Source organism: Micromonospora sp. NPDC000668, from assembly GCF_042897975.1.
In the GTDB taxonomy this organism is placed as follows: Bacteria; Actinomycetota; Actinomycetes; order Mycobacteriales; family Micromonosporaceae; genus Micromonospora.
In genome coordinates, this window is the sequence record NZ_JBIAYP010000004.1 from 753,651 (window position 1) to 780,641 (window position 26,991).

At 73.0% G+C, this 26,991-nt stretch carries 23 protein-coding genes and 1 pseudogene; 7 read left to right on the forward strand and 17 right to left on the reverse strand.

Annotated elements, in window-relative coordinates:
• Positions 1-4 precede the first annotated feature (4 nt).
• From ACFY29_RS24250 to ACFY29_RS24260, 3 genes are all read right to left on the reverse strand, one after another.
• Positions 5-625 carry an HAD-IA family hydrolase gene (locus ACFY29_RS24250; protein ID WP_328424493.1) on the reverse strand — a complete coding sequence of 207 codons (621 nt, stop codon included), beginning with the start codon at positions 623-625 and terminating at the stop codon, positions 5-7.
• Positions 625-4,239, reverse strand: a complete 3,615-nt coding sequence (gene smc, locus ACFY29_RS24255) for a chromosome segregation protein SMC (protein WP_386989810.1) — start codon at positions 4,237-4,239, stop codon at positions 625-627. The genes ACFY29_RS24250 and smc overlap by 1 nt, the downstream gene beginning before the upstream one ends.
• A gap of 369 nt (positions 4,240-4,608) precedes the next feature.
• Positions 4,609-4,803 carry a hypothetical protein gene (locus ACFY29_RS24260; protein ID WP_007456482.1) on the reverse strand — a complete coding sequence of 65 codons (195 nt, stop codon included), beginning with the start codon at positions 4,801-4,803 and terminating at the stop codon, positions 4,609-4,611.
• Between the two features lie 391 nt (positions 4,804-5,194).
• Between ACFY29_RS24260 and ACFY29_RS24265 the strand changes: the two genes are divergently transcribed.
• Together ACFY29_RS24265 and ACFY29_RS24270 are read left to right on the forward strand one after the other, a co-directional pair.
• On the forward strand, positions 5,195-6,328 hold the full coding sequence (locus ACFY29_RS24265; RefSeq protein WP_386989941.1) for a CAP domain-containing protein: 1,134 nt from the start codon (positions 5,195-5,197) through the stop codon (positions 6,326-6,328).
• A gap of 120 nt (positions 6,329-6,448) precedes the next feature.
• Complete coding sequence (locus ACFY29_RS24270) at positions 6,449-7,294, forward strand: endo alpha-1,4 polygalactosaminidase (RefSeq protein ID WP_386989813.1); 846 nt, start codon at positions 6,449-6,451, stop codon at positions 7,292-7,294.
• A gap of 84 nt (positions 7,295-7,378) precedes the next feature.
• On the opposite strand, the gene ACFY29_RS24275 is transcribed toward ACFY29_RS24270, so the two are convergent.
• The 9 genes and pseudogenes from ACFY29_RS24275 to rsmD form a co-directional block, all read right to left on the reverse strand.
• Positions 7,379-9,598 (reverse strand): MMPL family transporter, encoded by a 2,220-nt coding sequence (locus tag ACFY29_RS24275; RefSeq protein WP_328424487.1) that lies wholly within the window; start codon positions 9,596-9,598, stop codon positions 7,379-7,381.
• A 232-nt stretch (positions 9,599-9,830) separates the two neighbouring features.
• Positions 9,831-10,688, reverse strand: coding sequence for a bifunctional DNA-formamidopyrimidine glycosylase/DNA-(apurinic or apyrimidinic site) lyase (gene mutM / locus ACFY29_RS24280; RefSeq protein ID WP_355606019.1), 858 nt, complete (start codon positions 10,686-10,688; stop codon positions 9,831-9,833).
• Positions 10,689-10,950: 262 nt separating this feature from the next.
• A pseudogene (gene rnc, locus ACFY29_RS24285) lies at positions 10,951-11,706 on the reverse strand (ribonuclease III); the annotation flags it as partial.
• Positions 11,703-12,689, reverse strand: coding sequence for a phosphate acyltransferase PlsX (locus ACFY29_RS24290; protein ID WP_328424483.1), 987 nt, complete (start codon positions 12,687-12,689; stop codon positions 11,703-11,705). The gene ACFY29_RS24290 and the pseudogene rnc, both read right to left, overlap by 4 nt.
• 114 nt (positions 12,690-12,803) lie before the next feature.
• Positions 12,804-12,977 carry a 50S ribosomal protein L32 gene (rpmF, locus tag ACFY29_RS24295; protein ID WP_030335284.1) on the reverse strand — a complete coding sequence of 58 codons (174 nt, stop codon included), beginning with the start codon at positions 12,975-12,977 and terminating at the stop codon, positions 12,804-12,806.
• Between the two features lie 5 nt (positions 12,978-12,982).
• Complete coding sequence (locus ACFY29_RS24300; protein WP_386989816.1) at positions 12,983-13,546, reverse strand: YceD family protein; 564 nt, start codon at positions 13,544-13,546, stop codon at positions 12,983-12,985.
• Positions 13,547-13,656: 110 nt separating this feature from the next.
• On the reverse strand, positions 13,657-14,154 hold the full coding sequence (locus ACFY29_RS24305; protein WP_386989818.1) for a hypothetical protein: 498 nt from the start codon (positions 14,152-14,154) through the stop codon (positions 13,657-13,659).
• A gap of 256 nt (positions 14,155-14,410) precedes the next feature.
• On the reverse strand, positions 14,411-14,893 hold the full coding sequence (gene coaD, locus ACFY29_RS24310) for a pantetheine-phosphate adenylyltransferase (RefSeq protein ID WP_074317724.1): 483 nt from the start codon (positions 14,891-14,893) through the stop codon (positions 14,411-14,413).
• The gene (rsmD, locus tag ACFY29_RS24315) at positions 14,890-15,453 is read right to left on the reverse strand and encodes a 16S rRNA (guanine(966)-N(2))-methyltransferase RsmD (RefSeq protein WP_386989820.1); all 564 of its coding nucleotides are present in this window, start codon (positions 15,451-15,453) and stop codon (positions 14,890-14,892) included. The genes coaD and rsmD overlap by 4 nt, the downstream gene beginning before the upstream one ends.
• A gap of 307 nt (positions 15,454-15,760) precedes the next feature.
• Here rsmD and ACFY29_RS24320 point away from each other — a divergent pair, with 307 nt between their 5' ends.
• Positions 15,761-17,278 carry a cell wall anchor protein gene (locus ACFY29_RS24320; protein ID WP_386989822.1) on the forward strand — a complete coding sequence of 506 codons (1,518 nt, stop codon included), beginning with the start codon at positions 15,761-15,763 and terminating at the stop codon, positions 17,276-17,278.
• Between the two features lie 130 nt (positions 17,279-17,408).
• Here the strand turns inward: ACFY29_RS24320 and recG are convergent, their stop codons facing one another.
• Both recG and ACFY29_RS24330 read right to left on the reverse strand, forming a co-directional pair.
• Entirely contained in the window at positions 17,409-19,607 is a 2,199-nt protein-coding gene (gene recG / locus ACFY29_RS24325; protein ID WP_386989824.1) for an ATP-dependent DNA helicase RecG, read from the reverse strand.
• On the reverse strand, positions 19,604-21,217 hold the full coding sequence (locus ACFY29_RS24330) for a DAK2 domain-containing protein (protein WP_386989826.1): 1,614 nt from the start codon (positions 21,215-21,217) through the stop codon (positions 19,604-19,606). The genes recG and ACFY29_RS24330 overlap by 4 nt, the downstream gene beginning before the upstream one ends.
• A 290-nt stretch (positions 21,218-21,507) precedes the next feature.
• Between ACFY29_RS24330 and rpmB the strand changes: the two genes are divergently transcribed.
• A complete protein-coding gene (gene rpmB / locus ACFY29_RS24335; RefSeq protein WP_007456456.1) occupies positions 21,508-21,699 on the forward strand; it encodes a 50S ribosomal protein L28 in 192 nt (63 codons plus the stop codon).
• Positions 21,700-21,877: 178 nt separating this feature from the next.
• Positions 21,878-23,134 (forward strand): ATP-grasp domain-containing protein, encoded by a 1,257-nt coding sequence (locus tag ACFY29_RS24340; protein WP_386989828.1) that lies wholly within the window; start codon positions 21,878-21,880, stop codon positions 23,132-23,134.
• Between the two features lie 24 nt (positions 23,135-23,158).
• On the opposite strand, the gene ACFY29_RS24345 is transcribed toward ACFY29_RS24340, so the two are convergent.
• Positions 23,159-23,620, reverse strand: a complete 462-nt coding sequence (locus ACFY29_RS24345; RefSeq protein ID WP_328424467.1) for a GNAT family N-acetyltransferase — start codon at positions 23,618-23,620, stop codon at positions 23,159-23,161.
• Positions 23,621-23,649: 29 nt separating this feature from the next.
• On the reverse strand, positions 23,650-24,582 hold the full coding sequence (locus ACFY29_RS24350) for a thiamine-phosphate kinase (RefSeq protein WP_386989943.1): 933 nt from the start codon (positions 24,580-24,582) through the stop codon (positions 23,650-23,652).
• 153 nt (positions 24,583-24,735) lie between these two features.
• Between ACFY29_RS24350 and ACFY29_RS24355 the strand changes: the two genes are divergently transcribed.
• A complete protein-coding gene (locus ACFY29_RS24355; protein WP_013284547.1) occupies positions 24,736-24,969 on the forward strand; it encodes an Lrp/AsnC ligand binding domain-containing protein in 234 nt (77 codons plus the stop codon).
• On the forward strand, positions 24,970-25,668 hold the full coding sequence (locus ACFY29_RS24360) for a DUF3515 family protein (protein ID WP_386989830.1): 699 nt from the start codon (positions 24,970-24,972) through the stop codon (positions 25,666-25,668). It begins immediately after the preceding gene.
• A 109-nt stretch (positions 25,669-25,777) separates the two neighbouring features.
• Here the strand turns inward: ACFY29_RS24360 and ACFY29_RS24365 are convergent, their stop codons facing one another.
• On the reverse strand, positions 25,778-26,878 hold the full coding sequence (locus ACFY29_RS24365) for a D-alanine--D-alanine ligase family protein (RefSeq protein ID WP_355606042.1): 1,101 nt from the start codon (positions 26,876-26,878) through the stop codon (positions 25,778-25,780).
• Between the last annotated feature and the right edge of the window lie 113 nt (positions 26,879-26,991).

A 26,991-nucleotide genomic window follows, 5' to 3' on the forward strand; every position in this document is an offset into this window, starting at 1 on the left:
GCGCTCAGTACGCCAGCGCCGCCCGCAGGTAGCGCAGGTCGCCGTGGCCGCCCCAGCGGTGCGCCGACAGCCCGGCCGCGCGGGCGCCCCGGATCGCCCAGTCCTCGTCGTCGACGAAGAGCACCTTGGCCGGCAGGATGCCCAGTGCCGCGCAGGCCGCCTGGAAGTACTCCGGTGCCGGCTTGTGCACGCCCAGCGTGGAGGAGTTGACCACCACGTCGACCTCGTCGGTGAGGCCGAGTGCGGCCAGGTCGGCGTCGAGCAGGTCGGTGGCGTTGGTGGCCAGTCCGACCCGGATCCCGGCGGCGCGTACCTCACGGACGAAGTCGAGCACCTCGGTGTCCACCTCGCCCCGGTAGCGCTGCCACTGCTCCACCGCCGCCCGGGCCTGGTCCGGACCGCCGGCCGGCTCGGCCAGCGCATCGGCCACGCTGCTCACCCAGTCGGCGTGACTGACCTGACCGGTGAGCACCGGCTGGAGCCGCCCCCACTGCATGGCGATCTCGGTGAGCACCCCGTCGGCGAGGCCGAACTCCCGTTCCACCCCGGCGGCCACCGCCGGGTCGAACCGGCGCAGCACGCCGTCCAGATCCAGCAGCAGCGCCGTCGCGCGTTCCCGAGCCACTACCTGTACTCCTCGCCGCGGTCCTGCCGCTGGTCGTCCTCGTCGGCCCGGTTGAGCCGTTGGCTGATCACCTGGGTGACGCCGCTGCGCATGGTCACTCCGTAGAGCGCGTCCGCGATCTCCATTGTCCGCTTCTGGTGGGTGATGACGATCAGCTGGCTCTTCTCCCGCAACTGTGCCAGCAACGTGATCAGCCGGCCCAGGTTCACGTCATCCAGGGCCGCCTCCACCTCGTCCATGATGTAGAACGGGCTGGGCCGGGCACGGAAGATCGCCACCAACATGGCCACCGCGGTGAGCGACCGCTCGCCACCGGAGAGCAGGGACAGCCGCTTGATCTTCTTGCCGGGTGGGCGGGCCTCGACCTCGACGCCGGTGGTGAGCAGGTCCTCCGGGTCGGTGAGGATCAGCCGGCCCTCGCCGCCGGGGAAGAGCACGGTGAACACCTGCTCGAACTCCCGCGCGGTGTCCTCGAACGCGCTGGCGAAGACCTCCAGGATCCGCTCGTCCACGTCCTTGACCACGGTGAGCAGGTCCCGCCGGGTGGCCTTGAGGTCCTCCAACTGCTCGGAGAGGAACTTGTAGCGCTCCTCCAGCGCGGCGAACTCCTCCAGCGCGAGCGGGTTGACCTTGCCGAGCAGGGCCAGTTCGCGTTCCGCCTTGCCGGCCCGCTTCTCCTGCACCGGCCGCTCGTAGCGGACCGGCTCGGGCACCGGCAGCCCGTCACGTTCGGCGGCCGCGACGTCGGCCTGGGTGGGCGGGACGGGCTGGGTGGGGCCGTACTCGGCGACCAGGGTCTCCACGTCCAGCCCGAAGTCCTCGGCCGCCTTGGCCTCCAGCTGCTCGATGCGCAGCCGCTGCTCGGCGCGGGCCACCTCGTCCCGGTGCACCTGACTGGTCAGCCGCTCCAGCTCCGCGCCGAACCGCTTGGCGGCCCCGCGTACCTCCTGGAGCTCCGCCTCGCGGGCGGCCCGTTCCCGGGCCACCGCGTCGCGGTGCTCCTCGGCTGCCGCGATCGAGGTGGTGAGCCGGGTGAGCGCCTCCCGGGCGCCGCCGGCGACGGCCCGGGCGATGCCCGCGCCCCGGGTGCGCGCGGCCCGCCGGGCTGCGGCACGTTCCCGGGCTGCCCGCTCCGCGGTGGCCTGCCGGGCCAGCGAGTCGGCCCGGCCGGCGATCGAGGAGACGCGCTCCTCGGCGGTACGCACCGCGAGCCGGACCTCCATCTCGTTCTGCCGGGCCTGCGGCACCATCGCGGCGAGCTGGTCCCGCTCCTCGGCCGAGGGCTCGGCATCGACCGGGGTCTCCTCGGCCAGCCGCAGCCGTTCCTCCAGCTCGTCGAGCGCGGTGAGGTCCCGCTGTCGGGCCGCCTCGGCGCGGGCCCGGGACTCACCGAGCCGGTCGGTCTCCGCCTTTGCCGAGCGGGCCGCCGCGCCCAGCTCGGCCAGCCGGCGGGCGGCGGCGTTGCGGTGGCTCTCCGCCTCGCGCTTCTCGGCGGCGGCGTGCTGCACGGCCTCCTTGGCGGCGGTCACCTCGGCACGCGCCTCGACGAGCTGGTCGCGCAGCTCCGCGCCGCTGCGCTCGGCGGCGAGCCGGTTGGTGCGGGCCTCCTCGACGGCAGCCTGCACCTCGATGTAGCTGGGCGCCTTGGCCGACCCACCGGCCGCCGCGTACGCCCCGACCACGTCACCGTCCGGGGTGACGGCGCGCAGTTCGGGGTTGCCGGCGACCAGCTCGGCGGCGGCGGCCAGATCGTCGACGAGCGCCACGTCGCGCAGCGCGCGGTGCACGGCTGGGCGCAGCTCGGCGCTGCACTCCACCAGGTCGGGTGCCCACCGGGCCCCGTCGGGCAGCTTCGGCCGCAGCGCGTCGGCCGAGCCGGTCATGCCCGGCCCGGCGGGGCTGCCGACCAGCAGGCCGGCCCGGCCGGCGTCGGAAATCTTCAGCAGCCGCATGGCCTCGACGGCCTCGTCCACCCCGCTGACCGCGACCGCGTCGGCGAGGCCGCCGAGCGCGGCGGCCAGCGCGGCCTCGTTCCCGGGCGCGACGGTGAGCAGCCCGGCGAGGCTGCCGAGCAGGCCGGGCACGTCGCCGGCACGGGCGAGCAGCGCACCCGCGCCGTCCTTGCGCCGCAGGCCCAGGGCGAGCGCCTCCTCCCGGGCCTTCCAGGTGGCCGCGTCCTTCTCCGCCGCCCGCTCGGCGTCGGCCAGCGACCGGGCGGTGGCTTGTGCCCGGTCCTGCACGGCGATCGCCTCGGCGTGCCGGGCGTCCAGGTCGGCGTTGTCCCGATCCGCCTCGGTGGACTGCGCGGCCACCGCGTCCAGGTCGGCCTGCGCCTGCTCGGCGCGGCCCAGCGCGTCGGCGTGCGCGACGGCGAGCCGTTCAATCTCTTCGCCGGCGCTGGTGGTCCGGGCCCGGGCCGAGTTGACCTGGCCGGTGAGCCGGGCCATGCCCTCCCGCCGGTCGGCGATGGCCTTGGCGGCGGCGACCAGTTCCCGTTCGGCGGCGGCGAGCTGCCGTTCCAGCTCCTGGCGGTGCTCCACCGCCTCGGCCAGTCGGATCTGGTCGTCGGTGAGCGCCCCGCGCAGCTCCTCCTCCTGCTCGCGGACCCGCTCAGCCTCGGCCTCCAGCTGGTCCGGGTCGCGGCCGGTCCGCTCGTCGTCGCCGCTGGTGCTCAGGTGCCGCAGCCGCTCCCGGGCCAGCTGTTCGATCGAGCGGAAGCGTTCCTGCAGGGCGGAGAGCTTGTACCAGGTGTCCTGGGCGGCGGCGAGCAGCGGGGCGTCCTCGGCCAGCGCGGCCTCCAGCTCACCGAGCCGGCCCTGCACCTCGGCGTGCTCGGCCTCGACCTGCTCGCGCCGCTCCCGCACCGCGGTCTCGTCGGCGATCTCCCGATCGAGGGTGCTCCGCAGGGTGGCCAGGTCATCGGCGAGCAGCCGCAGCCGGGCGTCGCGCAGGTTGGCCTGGATGGCGGCGGCACGTCGGGCCACCTCCGCCTGCCGGCCCAGCGGCTTGAGCTGGCGGCGCAGCTCGGCGGTGAGGTCGGTCAGCCGGTTGAGATTAACTTGCATCGCGTCGAGCTTGCGCAGCGCCTTTTCCTTGCGCTTGCGATGCTTGAGGACGCCGGCCGCCTCCTCGATGAACGCCCGGCGGTCCTCCGGCTTGGCGTGCAGCATGCCGTCGAGCCGGCCCTGGCCGACGATGATGTGCATCTCCCGGCCGATGCCGGAGTCGGACAGCAGCTCCTGGATGTCCAGCAGCCGGCAGGTGCTGCCGTTGATCTCGTACTCGCTCTCGCCGGAGCGGAACATCCGGCGGGTGATGGAGACCTCGGTGTACTCGATCGGCAGCGCGCCGTCGGTGTTGTCGATGGTGAGGGTGACCTCGGCGCGACCCAGCGGCGCCCGGCCGGCGGTGCCGGCGAAGATCACGTCCTCCATCTTGCCGCCACGCAGCGCCTTGGCGCCCTGCTCGCCGAGCACCCAGGCGATGGCGTCGACGACGTTGGACTTGCCGGAGCCGTTGGGGCCCACCACGCAGGTGATCCCGGGCTCCAGCTTCAACGTCGTGGCGGAGGCGAAGGACTTGAAGCCCTTGACCGTCAGGCTTTTGAGATACACCTTCTCGATCCTCGTCCGGTGGCCGCCGTACCGTCGCCGGCTGCGCGGACCTGGGTGAACCCGCAGACTAACCCGGTGGCGGGAACGGTCGGGCACTCGACCCGCCCCGGGTCACACCCGTCGTGAGTGCGGGACGCGACCGCGAGCCGGTCGCGCTGTTGTTGCGGTGGTGACGAGAAAGGCAAACACCATTCATGATCGACCCGCCGGCCGACACCTTTTCGGAAACAGTCGGCGCGGTTCCCAAGCGGTCAGCGACAAGATCATAAATCGTCGTCCGCGATAGGAGCCGGACAGCGTTGCGCGCCGGCACAGAGGTGTCGGCGCGCATTTTTGCGATGGTGCGATTCAGTTTTCCGACCCCGAAGATCAGGTCAGCGCCGGCTCGGCCAGACGGAGCAGGTCGTCCGCCTCCGCCGCGGCCGCCGCGAGCCGATCATTGTCGGCACGCAGACGCGTGATCTCGAACTCCAGTGCCTGAACCCTGGCACGCAGTCGGGTGACCTCGTCGAGCAGACGCCGGTCGGGCGCTGCACCTACGTGGCCGTAGAGGGCCTTCGCCATGCTGACTCCTTGATATGCGCTGCCGGAAAGGCCGGCCAACGCGCGCCCATTTGTACGCGGCTGTCATTCCAGCTGTATCTGGGCATGACCGGGCGCGACTGGCGACACCTATATATTGAGCCGCAAACCCCTCCTTCGTCAAGTTCTCGCAGGCCGTAGATCATCTCTACGTCGACCTGTCCACTTGTCGGGGGGCTGCCTCAAGGCACGGACACTCTCTGTCCGGACACCTTTACTGTACGCCGTGATTGCCGGAAGTCCGCACCTTGGCGTCCGACTTCCCCTTAACTCTTCCTTAGCCACGTTGCCGCAGGTAACGGGCTAGTCGTAGCGTCACCTCGGCCTATAACCGACCCCGTGGAGGCAGTGCGTGTACGGCTGGACCGACCCGATGGACCCGAACGGCGCCCCGCGGCGCGCTGAGCGGCCGACCGACGAGCCGGACTGGCTGAGCGACCGCCCGGAACCCCGTTCGGCGTACCTGTTCGGAGACGACCCCGACCAACCCGGCGACGAGTGGCACCGCGCGGAGCCCACCGGCCGTTGGCAGTCGGAACCGGCGACCCCCGCCGGGCTGGCCGACGGCCCCACCGCTGCCTGGCCGGCGTACGCGCCCGCCAACCGGCCGGGGGACGAGCCGACCGGTGACTGGCGCGCCAGCCGCCCGGTCGAGGAGACCACCGGCGGCTGGAGCACCGACGCTGGCGACGAGCCGACCGGCGGCTGGCAGACCGATACGACCGGTGCGGGCCGTTCCAACGAGGGCCGGCACCGGTCCCAGCGGCGCTGGCGCCGCCCGTTGATGATCGGCGGCGCCGCCGCAGCGGCCACCCTCGTGGTGAGCTTCGGCGTCGGCGCGCTCGCCCTGCCCGGCGGAGACGGCGCGGCCAGCGAGCCGAGCGCTGTCGACGACACCCTCGCCGCCGCCCCGGCGGTGCCGACCGAGGAGCCGGTGGGCGACAACCTGGTCGCGCCCTCCCCGACCGGCTCGCCCAGCCCGGCGCGGCCGAGCCCGACACCGAGCAAGGTCGTCAAGCCGACCCCGGAGTCATCGCGGACCACCGCCGCCTCGCGGCGCAGCACCCCGCGCACCAGCGCGCCGAGCACCACCACCGGCTCGGGCTCCGGCTCCAGCGGCACCGTCAGCGCCCAGGCCCAAGAGGTGGTGAACCTGGTCAACGCCGAACGCACCAAGGCCGGCTGCAAGGCGCTGAGCATCGACGACAAGCTGATGACCGCGGCACAGCGGCACAGCCAGGATCAGGCCGACCACCAGAACATGTCGCACACCGGCAGCGACGGCAGCAACGCCGGCGTCCGGCTGGACCGGGTCGGCTACACCTGGCGCACCTACGGCGAGAACGTGGCGTGGAACCAGAAGACCCCGGCCGCCGTGATGGACGCCTGGATGAACAGCTCGGGCCACCGGGCCAACATCCTGAACTGCGCCTTCACCGAGATCGGCGTCGGCATCGCCAACAGCAACGGTCCGTACTGGACGCAGGTCTTCGCGGCGCCGCGCTGACCGCGCGTCGTTCCCGCCCCCGCGCTCGTTTGACCCGGTGAGGTACGTCGGGCCGGAGCGTGGGGGCGTCGGCGTACCGGTGAGGGCGGCGACGGGCCGCCCGCGACCCGGGAGCTGCCGATGCGGATCCGGCCGCGGCGACGCGCCGCCGTACGCCCGCTGCGCCGGATCCTGTCGGCCGCCGTCGCGCTCGTCCTGGTGGTGCCGGTCTACGGCTGCCGGGTCGACCTGCACACCCCGCCCGGTGCGCCCACCCCGTGGCCGTCCGACCAGGCCCGCCACTGGCAGTGGCAGTGGCAGCTCAGCGGCACGCTCGACCCGGCGGTGGACGCCGACGTCTTCCTGCTCGACCCGGTGGCCACCACGGCCGCCCAGACCGCCGAGCTGCGCTCCCGGGAGCGCCGGCTGATCTGCCAGGTGCACGTCGGCTCGGTCCGCTCGGTCGACCCGGACGCCAGCCGGTTCCCGGTGGCCGTACAGGGCTCGGACGGCCGCCGGCCCGGCAGCCGGTGGCTGGACGTCCGGGGGTGGGACGCGCTGGAGCCGGTGCTGGCCGACCGGTTCCGGCTCTGCCGGGGCAAGGGCTTCGGCGCGGTGGCGCTGGCCGACGCCGACGGGTACGCGTCTCGCACCGGCTTCCCGCTCGACTTCGACGACCAACTGCTGTTCAACCGCCGACTGGCGCAGCTGGCCCGGTCGCTGGACCTCTCCCCCGGGCTGGTCAACGACGTGCCGCAGCTCGCCGCGCTGGCCCCGGACTTCGACTTCGCGGTCAACGAGGAGTGCGTCCGGCTGGACCAGTGCGCCAAGCTGCTGCCGTTCGCCGACGCCGGCAAGCCGGTCTTCCACGTCGAGTACACCGGCTCGACCGACGACTTCTGCGTCACCACCGTCGGCTACGGCTTCGCGTCGATCCGTAAGGAACGGGCGCTGGACGCCTGGCGGGCAGCCTGCCCGCTGCCCTGAACGTTCGAGGGCCGACCGGGGCGCGACGGTGAGACACCGCCGGGCCGGGCCGCGGTCGCGGCTCGGCCCGGCGGCACGTGCGGGTCAGGGCACCGCCACCAGCTCCGGGGAGGGGGCCGGCGGTTCGGTGGGCGCGGGCGCCGGACGCCGCCGAAGGAAGCGCGGAGTCCACCAGTTCGCGTCGCCAAGCATGGTCATCAGCGCCGGCAACACCACGCCCCGGATGATCGTGGCGTCCAGCAGGATCGCCGCCGCCAGGCCGATGCCGAGCTGCTTCATGTCGATCGTGCTCAACGTGGCGAAGATCGAGAACACCCCGACCATCACGATCGCCGCGCTGGTCACCACGCCGGCCGACGAGGTGATCCCGTACGCCACGGCGTCCCGGTTGGACATGCCGGCCCGGATCCCCTCGCGGATCCGGCTGACCACGAAGACGTGGTAGTCCATCGAGAGGCCGAAGAGCACCACGAAGAGGAACAGTGGCAGCCAGGACACGATCGCACCCATCGAGGTGAAGCCGAGCGGCCCGGCCGCCCAGTCGCCCTGGAAGATCAGCACCAGCAGCCCGTACGCGGCACCGGCGGAGAGCAGGTTCAACGCGATCGAGCTGGCCGCCACCACCACCGACCGGAACGTGAACATCATGACCAGGAAGGTGAGCACCAGCACGAAGCCCATCACCAGCGGCAGCTTGTCCCGGATGTGCTGTGCGTAGTCCTCGCTGTCGGCCACGCCGCCGCCGACCGCGTACTCGATGCCCGGGATGTCCCGCAGTTCGGCCGGGACCAGGTCCTCACGCAGTTTCTCCAGCGACTGCACGGAGCGGTCGTCACGGCTGGCGTACGGGGTGGCAACGTCCAGCACCGACACCCGCCGGTCGGCCGACACCTCGATCTTCGGGCCGTCCGTCTCCGTGGGGGCGAACAGCGGGTCGCCGGCGGCCCGGGCGGCCAGGTCGGTGAGCGCGGCGTGGACCCGGTCGGCCTGCTCGGCCGGTGCCCGGACCGCCACCACGTGGTTGGTGCCGGTGCTCGGGAAGGCGGCGGTGAGCCGGTCGTACGCCTGCATTGCCGGGGTGGTGCGTGGCAGGTCCTCCATGCCGGGGAACTTCAGCTTCATGCCGAGCGCCGGGGAGGCCAGCGCGAGCAGCAGACCGACCGAGATGACCAGGGTCGGCACCGGAGCGCGCAGCGCGGGCCGGAGCACCGCCGGCCAGAGCCGGGGCGAGCGAGGCTCGCCGTGCCGGCCGGCGCGCGGCGCGGTCAGTCGCCAGAGCAGCGGCACCCGGGGCCGGTCGACCCAGCGACCGAGCTTGGCCAGCAGAGCGGGCAGCACGGTCAGCGAGCCGACCACCGCGACCGCGACCACCAGAATCGAGCCGACCGCGAGCGACGAGAAGACCACGTCGCCGGCGAGCAGCAGCCCGGCCATCGAGATGATCACGGCGAAGCCGGAGACCACCACGGCGTGCCCGGAGGTCTCCGCCGCGATCTCCACCGCGTCCAGCCCGGAGCGGCCCTTGGCGCGTTCCTCCCGCTCCCGGCGGACGTAGAACAGCGAGTAGTCGACCCCGACCGCCATGCCGATCAGCAGGATCACGGGGGCGGTGGTGTCGGTGGCCGGCACCAGGTGCGAGGCGAGGGTGGACAGACCCATCGCGGCGGCCACCGAGGAGAGCGCCAGCAGCACCGGCACGCTGGCCGCGATCAGCGCGCCGAACGCGATGATCAGGATGGCCAGGGTGACCGGCAGGCTGAGCAGCTCGGCGCGCTTGAAGTCCTTGCCCAGGGTGTCGTCGAGGGCCTGGCCGATCGACGGCCCACCGACCTGCTCGACGCGCAGTTGCGGGTGCGCGTCCTGCACGGTGGCGGTGGCGTCGCGCAGCGGCTGCACCCGGTCCGACGCGGTGTCCGGGTCACCGGACATGGTGATCGGCAACAGCAGCGCCGAGCCGTCCCGGGAGAGGACCGGCTGACCGACCTCGGCGACCCCGGTGACCGTACGCAGCCGGGCCGCCGCATCGTCCGCCGCCGCCTTCGCCGCCGCCGGGTCCAGTGCGCCGCCCCGGGAGGTGATCAGGACGTTGTCCACGGCCGGGTCTTCGAAGGCGCCGGCGTCCACAATCAGGCCGGCCCGGCCCGCCTCCCCGATCGCCTGGTCGCCGCTGGTCGCCTCGTTGAGGCCGGCGGCGTTGCCACCGACGAAGCACACCGCCACGAACACGGCCCACAGCGCGATCGCCCGCCACGGGTGCTCGGCGCTCCACCGCGCCATCCGCACCGTCACCGGTCTCGTCCCCATCTCGGGTCCCCCTGTCACGTCAGCCCCCTGTCAACGGTGCTGACGCTAGGGACGTGACGAGGCGATCACATCGGGGATCGGCCCCGGCCGTCCCCGGAGTCCGATCCCCCCACGTCGAAGGGACCGCTCGGGCGGCGCGGCGGGCATCAGCCCGCGATTCGGACAACCGCCGGGGTCCAGCCCGGAGCGGTCGGCCGCGACCCGCCGGCACCGACCCGGAGCCGACTCCGGGTCATCCCCGAAGGGAACCCCGGGGCCGCGGCTGGCAGCGTGGGCAGCTGTACGAGGACCGGTTCATGAACGCCTCGCGGCGGACCGGCGCGCCGCACCGCCGGCACGGCTCACCCTCCCGGCCGTAGACGTTCAGCTCCCGGTCGAAGTAGCCGCTCTCGCCGTTGACGTTGACGTAGAGGGCGTCGAAGCTGGTGCCGCCCTCCTTGATCGCCTCAGCGAGCACGTCGCGGACGTGGCCGAGCAGGCGCTGCGCGGCCGGGCCGGTCAGCGCGTCGGTGGGACGGGCACCGTGCAGCCCGGCGCGCCAGAGCGCCTCGTCGGCGTAGATGTTGCCCACGCCGGAGATCAGGGTCTGGTCGAGCAAAGCCCGCTTCACCTCGGTCCGCCGGCGGCGCAGCGCGGCGACGAAAGCCGCGTCGGAGAACTCCGGGTCCATCGGGTCGCGGGCGATGTGCGCGATCTCCGCGGGCAGCTCGGCACCGCCCTCGCTGACCGAGAGCCCGCCGAACGTGCGCTGGTCGACGAAGCGCAGCTCCGGCCCGTCGTCGGCGAACCGGAACCGCACCCGCAGATGGGTCTCGTCCGGCGTGCCGGGTGGCTGGAGCAGCAGCTGACCGGACATCCCGAGGTGCCCGATCACCGCGTCGCCGCTGTCCAGGGGCAGCCACAGGTACTTGCCGCGGCGGCGGACGTCCAGCACGGTCCGGCCGGCGAGCACGTCGGCGAAGTGCACGCCGCCGGGGATGTGCCGGCGGACCGCACGGGGGTGACGAACCTCCACCGACGCGATCCGGCGGCCGGTGACCCACTGCGCCAGCCCCAGCCGGACGGTCTCCACCTCGGGCAGCTCAGGCACGGCGTCGCCCCGTCTCACGGCCTTCGGTCGCTCCGGCCCGGTCGCCGCCGGCCGTCTGGGCACCGTTGCCGTCGGCGGCCGGACCCGCGCCGTTGCTGCTCGGACCGGCGCCGTTGGCCCGCTCCGCCGCGACGTCGGCGGGCATGGCCTGCGCCGCGTGGTCGGCCTCCTCGGTCCGGGCCACCCGTGCGGCCCGCTCCATCGGCCCGATCGGCTCCTCGCGGTCGGCCGAGCCGTCCAGGTTGGTCCGTCCGTCCGCTCCGGCCTGGCCGGCCTGGCCGTCCTGCTCGTCCTTGTCGTCCTTGTCGTCGTGGTCGGCGAGCATCCGCCAGGCCGCCTCGGCAGCCCGCTGCTCGGCCTCCTTCTTGCTGCGCCCCTCGGCGCCGCCGTACCGGTTGCCGGCCACCACCACCCAGGCGGTGAACGTCTTGAGGTGGTCCGGACCGGTGCCCTCGATGCGGTACTCCGGCACGCCGAGCCCGAGCGCCGCGGTCAGCTCCTGGAGGCTGGTCTTCCAGTCCAGGGCGGCGCCCCGACCGGCCGACTCGGCCATCAGCGGGTCGAAGAGCCGGTGGATGACGATCCCGGCGGTGTCCAGCCCGTACTGGAGGTAGATCGCGCCGAGCAGCGCCTCCAGGGTGTCGGCGAGGATGCTCGCCTTGTCCCGGCCGCCCGTGGTCTCCTCGCCCTTGCCGAGCAGCAGGTACGCGCCGAGGCCGTCCGGGCCCAGACCACGGGCCACATCGGCGAGCGCGCGCATGTTGACCACGCTGGCCCGCAGCTTGGCCAACTGCCCCTCGGGCAGGTCCGGGTGATTGTGGAAGAGCGCTGTGGTGATCACCACGCCGAGCACCGAGTCGCCGAGGAACTCCAACCGCTCGTTGGTCGGCAGGCCGCCGTTCTCGTACGCGTACGAGCGGTGGGTCAGCGCGCGTTGCAACAGGTCGGGTTCCAGGCTCACGCCGAAGGCGGCTTCCAGGTGACCGACGGACGCCTGCCGCCGCTTGTCATTGCTCATGATGTGCGTACCTCGGTGTCGGTGGAACGGTCTGTGCGGTCCGTCGCGGCGTCGCCGTCGAGCAACGCGGAGATCAGGTCAGTGGCGCGCCGCCGCCACAGGTGGGCGGCTAGGGCTATGCCGGAGGCGACGTCGTCGGCACGGGCGGCGCCGTGGCAGACGACCACCGTTCCGGCCACTCCGAGCAGGGCGGCGGCGCGGGGGGCGACACCACCGACGGGCGGGCCGCCGGCCATCGCGTACGCGCCCTCGATCGCCTTCAGCAGCACGTTACCGGTGAAGCCGTCAGTGACCACCACATCGGCGCGCGCGCCGAGGGCCACGTCGTACCCCTCGACCAGGCCGACGTAGCGCGCCCCGCGGGGCAGTGGCTCGACGGCGAGCAAGGGGTCGGAGGCACGGCGAACCCGGTCGCCCTTGCCGGCCTCGGTGCCGACGGAGAGCAGCCCGACCCGAGGCTCGGCGATCGAGTGCGCCACCGCGGCGTACGCGGCGCCGAGCACGGCGTGCCGGGCGAGGGTGGCCGGACGGGGCTCCAGCGAGCCGCCGACGTCGAGCAGGACGACCGGCCCGGCGACAGCGGGCAGGGTGGCGACCAGGGCGGGTTGGCGGATCTCCGGCCAGCGGCCGAGGCCGAGCACGGCCGCGGTGACGGTCGCGCCGGTGGCACCGGCGGAGACCAGGGCGTCGGCGGTGCCGTCGCGGACGGCGGTGACAGCGGCCCGGACGGTGCTCTCCGCGCGGGCGGCGCTCGGATGGTCGGCCATGCCGACGGCGTCGCGAACCGGCCGCACCGTGATCCGGGCGCGTTGGGCCGGATCGAGGGCAGCAATCAGCTCGTCGGCCACCTCACTCGGGCCGACGAGCAGCAGATGCAGGTTGGGGTCGGCGCGCACGGCACGCAGAGCGCCGTCAACCACGACGGCGGGAGCGTCGTCCCCGCCGAGGAGGTCAACGGCGATCCGCGCGGTGCCCGGCTCCACCGGGACGTCGACCGGAGTAGGCCGGCCGGCGTCGGAGGGAGCCGGGGCACCGGGCGAATGCCAGGGTGCGCGCGCCGCCCGACCTGGGGTCGGGGGCGTCACTCGGCGTCCAGGTCAGACCTCGAGAACCTGGCGGCCGTTGTAGGTGCCGCAGACGGAGCAGGCGGCGTGCGGCAGCTTCGGGGACTTGCACTGCGGGCACGCGACGGTCGCGACCACGGTCGCCTTCCAGTTCGCCCGGCGGGACCGGGTGTTGCTGCGCGACATCTTGCGCTTCGGGACGGCCACGGTTCTTACTCCTCTGTACGGGTCAGTTGCGTCAGGCCCGCCCAACGCGGGTCGATCTGCTGGTGACTGTGGTCGGCCGGCAGATCGTCCCAGTGCACCCCACACTCAGGGCACAGTCCTGGGCAGTCCTCCCGGCAGAGCGGGTTGGTCGGCAGTGTGAGCACCAACGCGTCCCGCAGCGCCGGCTCCAGGTCGATCAGATCGCCCTGCATCCGGCCCACCTCGTCCTCGTCGGTCGTGATGTCCGTGGTGCTGTTCTCGTACGCGTACAGCTCCTGGATCGTCACGGCCATCGATTCGTTGATCTCGCGTAGGCAGCGCCCGCACTCGCCCCGGATGGGACCGGTGATGGTCCCGGAGACGAGCACACCCTCGGACACCGACTGCAACCTCAGATCGAGGTCGAGGCCCGCGCCCTCCGGCACGCCGATCAACTCCACACCGAGGTCCGCCGGTGCCGGCACGACCCGCTGGACCTCACGCAACGCGCCAGGGCGGCGCGGCAGGTCCCTCGTGTCGAGGACCAGCGGCGACCTGGGGTCGAGTGTCGATGGCGAGTGCTTGGGCATAGTCAGACTCCGGCCGGTGAGAGGCCGACAAAAAAGGTTACCTGGGCGACCGCCGGACCGTCGAACCGGGGGCGACGCCCGCCCGAGAATGTCGGCTGGTGAGGTGCCGCTCAAAAGGGTAGCGGGCGTTCGGCCTCATCCCCACCGAAGGTGCCGATCTCCCGTAGCGCGTGCATCTTGTCGCGGCCACGCTCTATCGAGGCGAGCGCCCGGGTGAGGAACTGCTCGAAGTTGGCCAGCGCCGTGTCGACGTAGTCGTCGACCTCATCGCGCAGGCGCTGCGCCTCCGCCCGGGCCTCGGCGATGATCCGGGCGCCCTCGTGCTCGGCCGACACAGTGATTTCGTTCACCGAGACCAGGCGGGCGTGTTCCGCCTCACCCTCGCTGATGATCCGGTCCGCCTCGCGCTTGCCGGCTTCCATGATCTTGTCGCGCTCGTCCAGCAGCGCGGCGGCACGACGCAGGTCGGCGGGGAGGTCGGCGCGCACCTCGTCGAGGGCCGCGATCATCTCACCCCGGTCGACCATGCAGTTGTTCCGCGACATCGGGACGGAGCGGGCCTGCTCCACCATGGCGATCAGTTCGTCGATGCGATCGAGCGGGTCCACCGGTACCTCACTCCCTGTCATTCTTCGGCCGACCTCCATGATGCGGGCTACGGCCGGTTCCCCGCTCTACCAATCATGTCGTGCCCGCCCCACACCTGCCCCATCCACCCCAACCCGGCGCGTCGCGACATCATGACATTCCGCGACCACCCACGATTCAGCCCCGTCGATCTTGCACTGCCACGACAGGACCCGCCCGGTCGCCGCAGGGGCGCGCGATCCACCGACCGCAACTGCAGACCGGCGGCGCGGAGGGTTACGGGCGGGGGCCGAGGCGGGACTGGAGGGCTTCCCGGACCGGGTCGGGGACGTGGGCGGAGATGTCGCCGCCCCACTTGGCCACGTCCTTGACCAGGCTGGAGGAGAGGAAGGAGTAGAGGGGGTTGGTCGGCATGAACAACGTCTCGACCCCGGCCAGCCCGATGTTCATCTGGGCCATCTGCAGCTCGTAGTCGAAGTCGCTGACCGCCCGCAGGCCCTTGATCAGCACGCTCGCCTGCTGGGCGCGGCAGAAGTCGACCAGCAGCCCCCGGAACGACTCGACCCGCACGTTGCCGTACGAGGCGGTCACCTCGCGGAGCATGTCGATCCGCTCCTCGACGGTGAACAGGCCACTCTTCGACTGGTTTATCAGCACGCCGACGATCACCTCGTCGAAGAGCCGGCTGGCCCGGCCGATGATGTCGAGGTGTCCGTTGGTGACCGGATCGAACGAGCCGGGACACACCGCACGTCTCATGATCGGCGACCGTACCAAAGGGTGGTCTCGCCGTAACGGCGACTGCGCTCGGCAGTGATCCCGTCCACCCAGTCGACCGGCCCGGTGCGGCTGGACCGCTCCACCACCACCAGGGCGTCGGGCACCAGCCAGCCGCCGTCGACCAGCGTCGTCTGCAGCGCGGTGATCTCCGCGTCCGGCACGGCGTACGGCGGGTCGGCGAAGACCACGTCGTACGGCCCACCGTCCGGGCCGGCGGCCAGCACCGTCGCCACCTTGCTGGCCACCAGGCGGACGGCCGGGCCGGCCCGCAGGGCCGCCGCGTTCTCCCGGATCACCCGGGCCGCCCGAGCGTCGGACTCGACCAGCAGGACGTGCCGGGCCCCCCGGGAGAGCGCCTCCAGCCCGACCGCTCCGGAACCGGCGTACAGGTCCGCGAAGCGGGCGCCGTTGAGGTCGACCTCGGCCTCGACGGCGCTGAAGAGCGCCTCCCGGACCCGGTCGGAGGTGGGTCGGGTGCCGGCGCCGGGAGGCGCGGCGATCCGCCGGCCGCCGAACGTCCCGGCCACGATCCGGGTCACCGTTTCCTCCTGCTCATACCCCGACGCTACGCGAGCCGGCGGAGACCACGACCGACACCGTAGGTATCGCCTGGGCGAGCACATGATCACTATTCGTATATCAATGATCTCACATTCATAACATCCGTCTTAACGAATCCTGAGGGCTGTATCACTCACGGCGATCTCGCTAGGGTCTGCCGGGTGTCGACGGCCACCCGTCGGCCCGCGGCTCGGGAGGGCGCCCGACATCCGGACGTGCAGTTACCGTCCGTCCACTGCGCTCCCGCGCCAACACCCCTGACGCTTCAGCACTCCAGGAGTACCCGTGATCCGTCCCAAGCTGTCGCTCCGGCGACCGCTGGCCGTCCTGGGAGCCGCCCTCATCGGCCTCACCGGGGCCGTCGCGGTGGCCGCCCCAGCCAGCGCGCACCACACCACGATCACCGCCACCGTCGACTGTGACCGGCTCACCGGCGAGCGCGTGATCAACTGGAAGGTGGAGAACAGCGAGCGCAACAAGGCCGCGACGATCCAGAAGGTGACCGCCACCCCGCAGACCGAGGTGAACGTGCCCGTCAAGGGGGCCGACGCGGTCAAGCTGCAGGGCTACGTCATCCCCGAGGCTGCCTCCGTCAAGGCCGTCCAGCGGGTGCCCGGCAACACCACCACCGCCACCCTCGAGGTGTACGCCGAGTGGTTGGTGGACAACAAGGTCACCGCGAACAAGACCAACAACAAGACCATCAACATCGCGGCCGACAAGTCCTGCACGCCGGCACCGAAGTGCATCGACGCCAGCAAGGCCAAGTACAGCCACACGTTCGATGGTCCGAAGGGGACCGCCACCGTCAAGCTCGACGGTGACCTGCCGCTCTGCGGCGAGGGCAAGCAGTGGTTCACGCTGGTGTCGTACTTCGCGCCGCGGCCCCAGTTCGCCACCCCGCAGTACGTGTACGGCACGCCGGACAGCGACTGGATCGGCGGCACCCAGACCGAGATCGACCTGAAGGTCGAGATCCCGGACTGCCACACCCAGGTCGACCTGATCTGGGGCGATGCGGAGCAGGTCATCGACCCGCTGGTCGAGGGTGGCAAGCGGTACGACAACAAGAAGCTGGGTTCGCCGGGCGCCCCGGGTAACCGGTCCAGCGGACCGCAGGGCTGGTACAACGGCGGCGACAAGAGCTGCACCACCCCCGCCACGACCTTCGCCTCCGCCTGCGACGGTTCGGTGGCCGTCTCGCTGAGCAACGACGGCAAGATCAGCAAGTACCCGGTCGAGTTCGAGGTCAAGGGCGAGAACGGCTTCTCCAAGAAGGTCTCCGTCGCGGCCGGCAAGGCCGATAACAGCATCGTGGTTCCGGCCGCCGACGCCGGCAAGATCGAGGTGCTGGTCGACGGCAAGGTGATCGAGAACGGCACGTACTCGTGGCAGCGCCCCGAGGACTGCCCGCTGCCGGTCGTGACCACCGAGGCTGACTGCAAGAACTTCACGCTCACCGTGACCAACCCCGAGGGTGGCCTGCCGGTCAAGGCGACGTTCACCTACGGCGACAAGACCGAGACCCGGACGGTCGCGGCCGGCGGGTCGGAGAAGGTGACCTTCAAGGCCGACAAGGCCAAGTCGGCGCTCGTCGCGCTGCCGGACCTGGACCTCGAGATGGAAGCGGTCTACACGCCGGAGCAGGACTGCGGCGGCGGTGGCGGGGGCGGCGACGAGCCGGGCCTCCCGGTCACCGGCGCGGCGGCGGGCGGCATCGCCGCTGGCGCGATCGCTCTGCTGATCGCGGGCGCGGTGCTCTTCGTCATCGCTCGGCGGCGTCGGGTGAGCTTCACCGCCTGATCTGAACTGCGCTGAAACCGAGGGCGCGTCGACCATCTGGTCGGCGCGCCCTCGGCCGTTTCGCCCGCGTGCGGCGCGTTCGTGATCAGGTGATGGGGAGCAGCTCGAACCGCCACGGCCGGACAGGACGTCAGCCCTTTTCCAGGTATTCCGCGCGGTCCTCGTCGACCAGGGCGGTTACTGACGCGGCCAGCGCCGGATGCCGGGTCAGCTCGGGATCGTCCTCGACCAGGGTGATCGCCTCGGCGCGGGCGTCGCGGATCAGGTCGGCGTCGCGTCTGAGGGACAGCAGCCGCAGGTGCGAACGGTGCCCCGACTGGGTGGCGCCCAGCACGTCACCCTCGCGGCGCTGCTCCAGATCCAATTCGGCGAGCTTGAAACCGTCGCTCGTGGACGCGACCGCGTCCAGCCGTTCCCGCGCCGACGACCCCTCGGCCGCCTCGCTGACCAGCAGGCAGAGCCCGGCGGCGGCGCCCCGGCCGACCCGGCCGCGCAACTGGTGCAGCTGCGAGACACCGAACCGGTCGGCGTCCAGCACGATCATCACGGTGGCGTTCGGTACGTCCACGCCGACCTCGACCACCGTGGTCGCCACCAGCACGTCCAGGTCACCGGCGGCGAAGGAGCGCATCACCGCGTCCTTCTCGTCGGCCGGCAGGCGGCCGTGCAGCACCCCGATCCGCAGCCCGTGCAACGGCCCCTCGGCCAGCAGCGGTGCCACCTCGGTCACCGCCAGCGGCGGCCGGCGCCCGTTGTCGTCCACCGGCGGCGGCTCCTCCTCCGACGCCGGGCCCTCCCCGATGCGCGGGCACACCACGTACGCCTGGTGGCCGGCGGCCACCTCCTCGCGCAGCCGGCGCCAGGCCCGGTCCAAAAAGGCCGGTCGCTCGGCGGCCGGCACCACGTGCGAGGCGATCGGCGAGCGACCCCGGGGCAGCTGGGAGAGGGTGGAGACCTCCAGGTCGCCGTAGACGGTCATCGCCACCGTGCGCGGGATCGGGGTGGCCGTCATCACCAGCACGTGCGGCGGTTGGTCTGCCTTGGACCGCAGCGCGTCACGCTGCTCCACCCCGAAGCGGTGCTGCTCGTCGACCACCACCAGACCGAGGTCGGCGAAGTCCACCCCCTCGTAGAGCAGCGCGTGGGTGCCGAGCACGATCCCGGCGGCGCCGCTGGCCACCTCGCCGAGCGCCCGGCGGCGGGCCGCCGCGCCCAGCGAGCCGGTGACCAGCTCCACCCGGGTGGCGTTGTCGGCGGAATCCAGCTCGCCGGCCCGCCCGAGCGGCCCGAGCAGGTCGAGCATGCCGCGGTGGTGCTGACCGGCCAGCACCTCGGTGGGCGCCAGCAGAGCCGCCTGCCCGCCCGCGTCGACCACCTGGAGCATCGCCCGCAGCGCCACCACCGTCTTGCCCGAACCCACCTCGCCCTGCAACAACCGGTGCATCGGGTGCGGGGCGGCCAGGTCCGCGGCGATCTCCACGCCGACGTCGCGCTGACCGGCGGTCAGCTCGTACGGCAGCCGGGCGTCGAAGGCGTCCAGCAGCCCACCGGCGCGTGCCGGACGGGGCCGGGCCGGCCAGTCAGCGGCCCGGTGCTTGCGCTGCACCAGGGTCACCTGGACGGCGAACGCCTCGTCCCACTTGAGCCGCCGCCGCGCCCGGTAGAGCTCCTCCTTGCTGGTCGGCCGGTGGATCTCCCGCAGCGCGGTGCCCAGCCCGACCAGATTGCGGCTGGCCAGCACGGTGGCCGGCAGCGGATCCTCCGGCGGGGTGAAGGTGTCCAGCACGACCCGCACGCAGCGGGCGATCACCCAGGTCGGCACCGCCGCCGCGGCCGGGTAGACGGGGATCAGCGCGCCGGCGAACTCCTCGATCTCGTCGCTGAGCGCCGCCTCGCCTTCGCCGCCCTCGCCGAGCAGGACGTACTCCGGACCGTTGAGCTGACGCTTGCCCCGGAACTCGGTGACCTTGCCGGCGAACAGCCCCCACCGGCCCGGACGCAGCTCCCGCTCGCGCCACGCCTGGTTGCCGAAGAAGGTCAGCGTCAGCAAACCGCCCGAGCCGTCGCCGACGGTCACCTCCAGCAGGTTGCCCCGGCGCTGGCGCATCGGGCGCACCGCGGTGCGCTGCACCTGGGCCATCACGGTGACCTGCTCACCGACGTCCAGCGAGCGGATGTCGGTGTGCTCGCCGCGCTCGTCGTAGCGGCGCGGGAAGTGGTAGACCAGGTCACCCGCGCTGTGCAGGTCGAGGTGGGCGGCCAACGCCTTGGCCGTCTTGTCCCCGACCAGCTTCTTCAACGGAGTGTCCACCGTGGCCGGCTCGCTCATTCGACTCCCACCAGGAGCGGATAATACGGCTGGCCGCCGGGGTACGCCTGCACCTCGACGAACGGCCAGCGCCGCGCGACGTGCGCACGGACGGCATCGGTGAGCCCGGCCGGCGCGTCCACCCCGGCCAGCAGGGTGACCATCTCCCCGCCGCCGCCGAGCATCCGGTCGACGACGGCCGCGCAGGTGTCGGTCAGGTCGGTGCCGATCAGGTGCACCTCCCCCTCGACCAGCGCCAGCACGTCGCCAGGGCGGCACGGGCCGGCCACGGTCAGCGCGTCCCGGCTGGCGTGGCAGACCTCGGCGTAGCGGCAGGCGCCGGCCGCCTCGGCCATCGCGATCACGTCGTCCTCGAAGCGGCGGGCACCGTCGCGGACCGCGAGGGCGGCCAGCGCCTGGACCGGCGAGCGGGTCGGCACCACGCTCACCTTGATGCCGTACCGGTGTGCCTCGCGGGCCGCCGCGCTCGCCACGGCCTCGGTGTTCGGGTCGTTGGGCAGCACCACCACCCGGGCCGCGCCGGTGCTGCGCACCGCGTCCAACAGCTCGCCGGTGGACGGGTTGCCCGGCACGACGGTGGCGCCCTCTGCGGCGAACAGCCCGGCGATCCCGACGCCGGTGGCCACCACCACGGCGGCTCGGCCGTCCGTCGCCGGGCCGAGGGACGGCTCCGACTGGTCGGCGAAGCGGGTCACCGAGATCCGGTACGGGCGACCGGCGGCGACGCCCGCCTCGACCGCCGCGCCCACGTCGTTGACGTGCACGTGCACGTTCCAGGTGCCTTCCGGCTCACGCCCGTCGCCGACGACGACCAGCGAATCCCCCAGTGCGTTCAGCGCCTGGCGCATCCCGGCCACCGCCTCGGCGTCGGCGTCGAGGAGGAACTGCACCTCGTAGGCGTACTCGTCGGAGCCGGTCTCCCGGGCGACGGTGGCCGCCGGCCGGGCGGAGCGCGGCGCCGGCGCGAGCCGGGCGGCGACCTCCCCGGTGAGCACCTCGACCAGGGCGTCGAGCAGCACGCAGAGCCCTCGGCCGCCCGCGTCGACCACACCGGCGCGGGCCAGGGCCGGCAGCTGCTCCGGGGTCCGGGCCAGCGCCTCGGCCGCCGCCCGCGCCGCGGCCCGGGCCACCGCCGGCAGGTCGTCGCTGTCCGTGCGCTCGGCCGCGACAGCGGCCGCGCCGACCACGGTGAGCAGGGTGCCCTCCACCGGCCGGGCGACCGCCGTGTACGCCGCGGCGGTGGCGGACCGCAGCGCGGTGGCCAACTCCCGGCCGCGCACCGCCGGCACGGCGACGACCGCGTCGGCGAAGCCGCGCAGGATCTGCGACAGGATCACCCCGGAGTTGCCGCGTGCGCCGAGCAGCGCGCCCTGGGCCATCAGCCGCAACGCGTGCCCGTGCGCGGTCGGCCCGCTGTTTGGGAGGGTGTCCAGGTCCATCGCCAGGGCCTGCTGGGCCGAGGTGAGGGTGAGCACCAGGTTGGTGCCGGTGTCGCCGTCGGGCACCGGATAGACGTTGAGCTGGTCGATCTCACCCTGGTGGCGCTTCAGCGCGGCCAGCCCGCTCGCGCACCAGCGGCGGACCGCGGCGGCGTCGAGGGTGTCCAGCACGGCCAGAAGCCTACTGGCGCACGCCGACACCCGTCGGACTCGTCCGGCGTGTCCGGTCGCCGCCGGACCGGCGGTCATCCTGGCGCCGGTGGTCAGGGCTTCCGGTACCGTTGCCGCCGGACCGGCCCACCAGACGGCGGAAGTGCCCAGCACCACCTGCGGGCTGGGGCGCGGGCGGTCGCCCGACCGGGCCGGTTCGCCGGGTCGGCGGGTCATCGGGTAACCTGACCAGGTTGCCCGGGCAGCACCTGCCGGCGACCTCATGAACGTTTCAATCCCAGGAGTATCCCGTGGCTAGCGTGTGCGACGTCTGTGGCAAGGGACCGGGCTTCGGCCACAACGTGTCCCACTCGCACCGGCGGACCAACCGCCGCTGGAACCCGAACATCCAGTCGGTGCGTACCCCGGCCGGTGGCGGCAACACCAAGAAGTTGCAGGTCTGCACCTCGTGCATCAAGGCCGGCAAGGTCACCCGCGCCTGACGCGGTAGCACCCACCTTCTCGTACGGCTCAGCCGGCGGACCCCTGTGGTCCGCCGGCTCTGTCGTGTCCGCGCGGGGTCGCTGACGAGAACGCGACGCGGCTGCCGACCCGGGCCGCCGTCCGGTTAGGGTCACGCTGCGCCGGCCGTCCGGTCCGGCGCGGGCGGAGGGGTGACGGGTGCAGCTGGACCTGGGCCGGGACGAGATGGTCATGGTGGGCGCCGCGTTGGACCTGCTGCGCGGGCTCGGCGAACTGCTGCCCACCGGCAGCGTGGTGGTGGTCGAGGAACCCGACCTGATCCGCCGCCGCGACCTCGACCGGCACTGCGCCGCGCTGCCGTTCGTCTCCCGAGTGGTGGCTGCGGAGTACCAGACCGACCTGGACCCGGCGGCGCTGCTCGCCCGGGAACCGGGGCTGACCGCCGCGCGGCTGGTGGTGCCCGGCCAGGAGTACGGGGTGCTCGCCGCGGCTCGGCTGGCCGACGCGCTCGGCCTGCCCGGTGCCGGCGTCAAGGCCGCCGAGATCTTCACCGACAAGCACCGGATGCGGTTGCTCGCCGCGGCGGCCGGCCTGACCAACCCGGCGTTCGCGCTGGTCGGCACCGCCGCCGAGGCGACCGCGTTCGCCCACCGACAGGGTGGACGGTGCGTGTTGAAGCCGACCCGCCGCGCCGGCAGCCTCGGCGTGCAGATCGTCCCCGATCCGGCCCTGGTCGCCGCCGCGTGGGCCGCCAGCGCCGACCCGGAGACCTCCCCCGACACCACCAGCCGTGGCCTGCCGACCGCAGTCCTCGCCGAGCAGGTGCTGATCGGCACCGAACACAGCGTGGAGCTGCTGGTGGCCGACGGCGAGGTGCGCTTCGGCAACGTCACGGACAAGCGGGTGCTGGCCGGTGGGCGTCCGGTCGAGACCGGGCACACCGTGCCGTCCGCGCTGCCCGAGGATGCCCGGCGGGAGTTGCTCGACGTGGCGGCCCGGCTGGCCGGCGCCGCTGGCTTCCGCACCGGCGTGCTGCACAGCGAGTGGATCCGTACCGCCGACGGCCCGGCGTTGGTGGAGTGCGCAGCCCGGCTGCCCGGTGACCTGATCACCGCGCTGATCTCGGTCGCCTACGAGTGCGGGTTCGTGGCGGCGTACCTGCGGACTCTGCGCGGGGAACGCCCGGACCTGCCGGCACGGCCGTCCGGCGCGGCGGCGGTGGAGTTTCTGCTCGCCCCGCCGGGCACCGTCACCGCCGTGGACGGGGTACGCGCGGCCCGTCGGGTGCCCGGTGTGCTGGACGTCGGCGTGAGCGTGGCGGTGGGCGACCAGGTGGCCGAGGTCACCTCGTCGGTGCGGCGCAGCGGCCAGGTGCTGGCCTGGGGCACCGACCCGGCGGAGGCGACCGGTGCGGCCACCCGGGCAGCCGGAGGGATCCGGATCACCACCGGCTGAGCACCGCCGCCCGCACCCGTCGGGTCAGAGGGTGCGGCCGAAGGAGACGCAGCCCTCCGCGTCCTTGTAGAAGCCGAAGTTCGGGATCTGGTCGTAGCCGGCGGAGGTGTACATGGCGATCGCCTCGGGCTGCTTGTCCCCGCACTCCAGGACCATCCGCTTGCGGCCCTGCTCGCGGGCCGAGCGCTCGACCGCTGCCAGCACCGTCCGGGCCACACCCCGCCCACGGGCCACCGGGGCGGTGTACATCCGCTTCAGCTCCGCGGTGTCCGCGCCGTGGCTGCGCCAGCCGCCGCAGCCGACCGGTTCGCCGGCCAGAAAGGCGATGAGGAAGGCGCCGTCCGGCGGCTCGAACTCGGTCGCGTCCACCGGGGTGTCGTCGCCGGTGCCGCCGTAGCGGGCACCGAGGTCGGCCAGCGCGGCACTGATCAACTGCTGCGCCACCGGCGCGTCGAACCGCACCACCCGGATCTCGATCTCACTCACGGTATCCAGCGTACGACGGGCCTGGAGCCTCACCGGAAGTGGTCCCAACCGCGCGGGCCGTCGTAGGCCGCACCGTCGACGGTGACCCCGGCACCGGCCGTGACCAGGCCGATCGGCCGCCACTCCGGCGGCAACGCGACCGCCGGGGGGAAGGTCGCGGCCAACGCGTGGTCCTCGCCACCGGCCAGGATCCAGGTGTACGGGTCGACGCCGAGCGCCTGCGCGGCGTCGGCCATCTGCCGGGGTACCTCGAACGCGTCCCGGCGCACGTCGATCGCCACCCCGCTGGCCGCCGCCACGTGCCCGACGTCGGCGAGCAACCCGTCCGACACGTCGATCATGGAGGTGGCGCCGAGCCGGGCGGCCTGCGGCCCGGCCGAGTACGGCACCTCCGGCCGCCGGTACGCCTCGACCAGCAGCCGGGGGGTGCGGAAGCCGCGGGTGAGCACGGTCAGTCCGGCCGCCGCGTACCCCATGCGGCCGGCCAGGGCCAGCACGTCCCCGGGGCGGGCGCCGGAGCGCACCACCGGCGGGCGGCCACCGAGGTCACCCAACGCGGTGACCGCGATGGTCAGGGTGGGGCTGGACGACATGTCCCCGCCGACCACGCTCGCGCCGACCGTGGCCGCCTCGGCGCCCAGCCCGTCGGCCAACTCCTCGGCCCAGCTGGTCTCCAGGTCCGCGGGCATGCAGAGGGCGACCAACAGGGCGGTCGGGGTGGCGCCCATCGCCGCGATGTCGGCCAGGTTGGCCGCCGCCGCTCGATGCCCGACGTCCCGCGCCGAGCACCAGTCCCGCCGGAAGTGCCGCCCGTCGACCAGCACGTCGGTGGAGGCCGCAACCCGGCCATCCGGGGCGGCCACCACCGCCGCGTCGTCCCCTGGGCCGAGCAGGGTCATCGGCCCGGACGGCAGCCGGGCGGTGATCCGCCCGATCAACCCGAACTCGCCGATCCCGGCCACGCTGGCGCCACTGCCGGCGTTCCGCCCGTTCTGCCCGGCTCCGCCGCGCTCGCTCACTGCTTCTCCTTGACCACCGATAGGGATCAGACCTGGTCCGTAAGGTAGTTTCACCCTTCGGGCCGCCCCGGGGCGGCGACGGACGGAGGTCGAGTCGTGGTACAGGCGTACATCCTCATCCAGACCGAGGTCGGCCGGGCACGTGACGTGGCCGGTCTCATCGCGGACCTTGCCGGCGTGGTGCGCGTCGACGCCGTCACCGGGCCGTACGACGTGGTCGTCCTCACCGAGGCGAACACCGTCGACGAGCTCGGCAAACTCATCGTCAGCAAGGTGCAGATGGTGCCCGGCATCACCCGCACCCTCACGTGTTCGGTGGTGCGGCTGTAAGTGGACGAGATCAGGCCCTCCTCCTCCGCACTCGACGGCGACGGGTCCGACGCGACGCGTGACGTGACCGACGGGACTGGGCCGGCTGACGGTATCCGCGAGCCGGCCGAGCCGGCCACGGACGCGCCGGCCGGCCGGGACCGGACCATTCGCGGCGCCGCCCTGCTAGCCACGTTGATCGCGCTGCCGGTCACGCTGCTGGTGGCCGTGCTGGCCTTCGCCAAGCTCTCCCCGGCCGATCCGGCCGCCGCGCCCAGCCCCTCCGCGACCACAGCCCGGGTGCAGTCCACCGCCCCGGTCGAGATGGCCGCCCCGGCGCTGGCCGCCCGCCCGGCCACGGTCTGCCGCGCCCTGCTCTCCCAGCTACCGCAGAGCATCCGCGACCTGACCCAGCGCCCGGTCACCGCCGGCCCGGAGCAGAACGCCGCGTACGGCGACCCGGCGCTCACCGTCGCCTGCGGCGGCACCGAGCCGGCCTTCCCGGCCACCGACGAGGTCTGGCGGGTGAACTCGGTCTGCTGGCACCCGGTCGTGCAGGGCGACGCGACCGTGCTCACCACGGTCGACCGGGAGACGCCGGTGACGGTGCGCGTTCCACTCTCGTACGAGCAGCCGTTGCAGTGGGTGTCGCCGCTCTCCGACGCGGTCGTGGCATCAGTGCCCTCCGGGGGCGACATCCCCGCCGGCTGCCGGGCCTGATCCGACCGGCGTCCGGCTCGCGAGCGGAAACACGGGCCGGCCCCGTCGTCGTGCTGGCCGCTCCGCAGCGGCCCCGTCGTCGTGCTGGCCGCTGCGGAGTGGTGGCTGCTCAGTGCAGGCCGACGCCGCGTCGCTGGGCGGTACGGATCAGGCGGTTGACCAGCTTCGGGTACTCCAGGCCGGAGGCCGCCCACATCCGCGGGAACATCGACGTCGGGGTGAACCCGGGCATCGTGTTGATCTCGTTGAGGTAGATGTCCAGCTCGGGGGTGACGAAGAAGTCGGCGCGGGCCAGGCCGGCGCAGTCCAGCGCCGTGAACGCGCGGACGGCGTACTCCTGCACCTGGCGGGTCACCTTCTCCGGCAGCCCGGCCGGAATGTCGTACTCGCAGGAGTCGTCAAGGTACTTCGCCTCGAAGTCGTAGAAGTCGTGGTCGGCGACGACCCGCACCTCGGCCAGCACGGACGCCTCGGGCGCGCCGCCGGCCTCGCCCTCCAGCACGCCGCACTCGATCTCGCGGCCGACGATCGCGGCCTCGATGATGACCTTCGGGTCGAACTGCCGGGCGGTGGCGACGGCCGCGTCCAGCTGCGCCCAGTCGGTGACCCGGGTGATGCCGAACGACGAGCCGGCCCGGGACGGCTTGACGAAGACCGGCAGGCCGAGCCGCTCCTTGTCCTGCTCGCTGAGCGTCATGCCGTTGCGCAGCACCGCATACGGGCCGACCGGGATGCCCTCGACCGCGCAGAGCTTCTTGGTGAACTCCTTGTCCATCGCTGCGGCGGAGGCGAACACGTTCGCCCCGACGTAGGGGATGCCGGCCATCTCCAGCATTCCCTGGATGGTGCCGTCCTCGCCGTACGTGCCGTGCAGCACCGGGAAGACCACGTCCACGTCGGCCAGCGCCCGGGGGCCCTCGGTCGGGTCGAGCACCATCAGCCCGTTGCCGGTCGGGTCGGCGCGCAGCACGATGTCCTCGCCGGAATCGGCGGTGATCTCCGGCAGTTGGCGGGCGTTGATCGCGAGCTGGGCGGGATCACCGCTGGTCAACACCCACTGGCCAGCCCGGGTGATGCCCACCGGCACCACCTCGTACTCGTCCGGGTCGAGCGCGCCGAACACGCTGCCCGCGCTGACGCAGGAGATGCCGTGCTCCGGGCTGCGGCCGCCGAAGACGATCGCCACGCGGGTCCTGCCTGGGGTGGTCACTCCGGTCACCTCTTCGTACGCGACTGCGGCTGCTCGTGCTCGCCGGTGGCGCTCACCCGGTTGACCTTACTGTGCGTGGCGGTGGGGCGAGGCGATACCCGGCGAGCCACGGT

Bases quoted from the DNA above. Each gene is read 5' to 3' on its own strand.
- ACFY29_RS24260 (WP_007456482.1), bottom strand. From the start codon at position 4,803: ATGGCGAAGGCCCTCTACGGCCACGTAGGTGCAGCGCCCGACCGGCGT.
- ACFY29_RS24265 (WP_386989941.1), top strand. From the start codon at position 5,195: ATGGACCCGAACGGCGCCCCGCGGCGCGCTGAGCGGCCGACCGACGAG.
- ACFY29_RS24270 (WP_386989813.1), top strand. From the start codon at position 6,449: ATGCGGATCCGGCCGCGGCGACGCGCCGCCGTACGCCCGCTGCGCCGG.
- ACFY29_RS24275 (WP_328424487.1), bottom strand. From the start codon at position 9,598: ATGGGGACGAGACCGGTGACGGTGCGGATGGCGCGGTGGAGCGCCGAG.
- ACFY29_RS24300 (WP_386989816.1), bottom strand. From the start codon at position 13,546: ATGCCCAAGCACTCGCCATCGACACTCGACCCCAGGTCGCCGCTGGTC.
- coaD (WP_074317724.1), bottom strand. From the start codon at position 14,893: ATGAGACGTGCGGTGTGTCCCGGCTCGTTCGATCCGGTCACCAACGGA.
- recG (WP_386989824.1), bottom strand. From the start codon at position 19,607: ATGAGCGAGCCGGCCACGGTGGACACTCCGTTGAAGAAGCTGGTCGGG.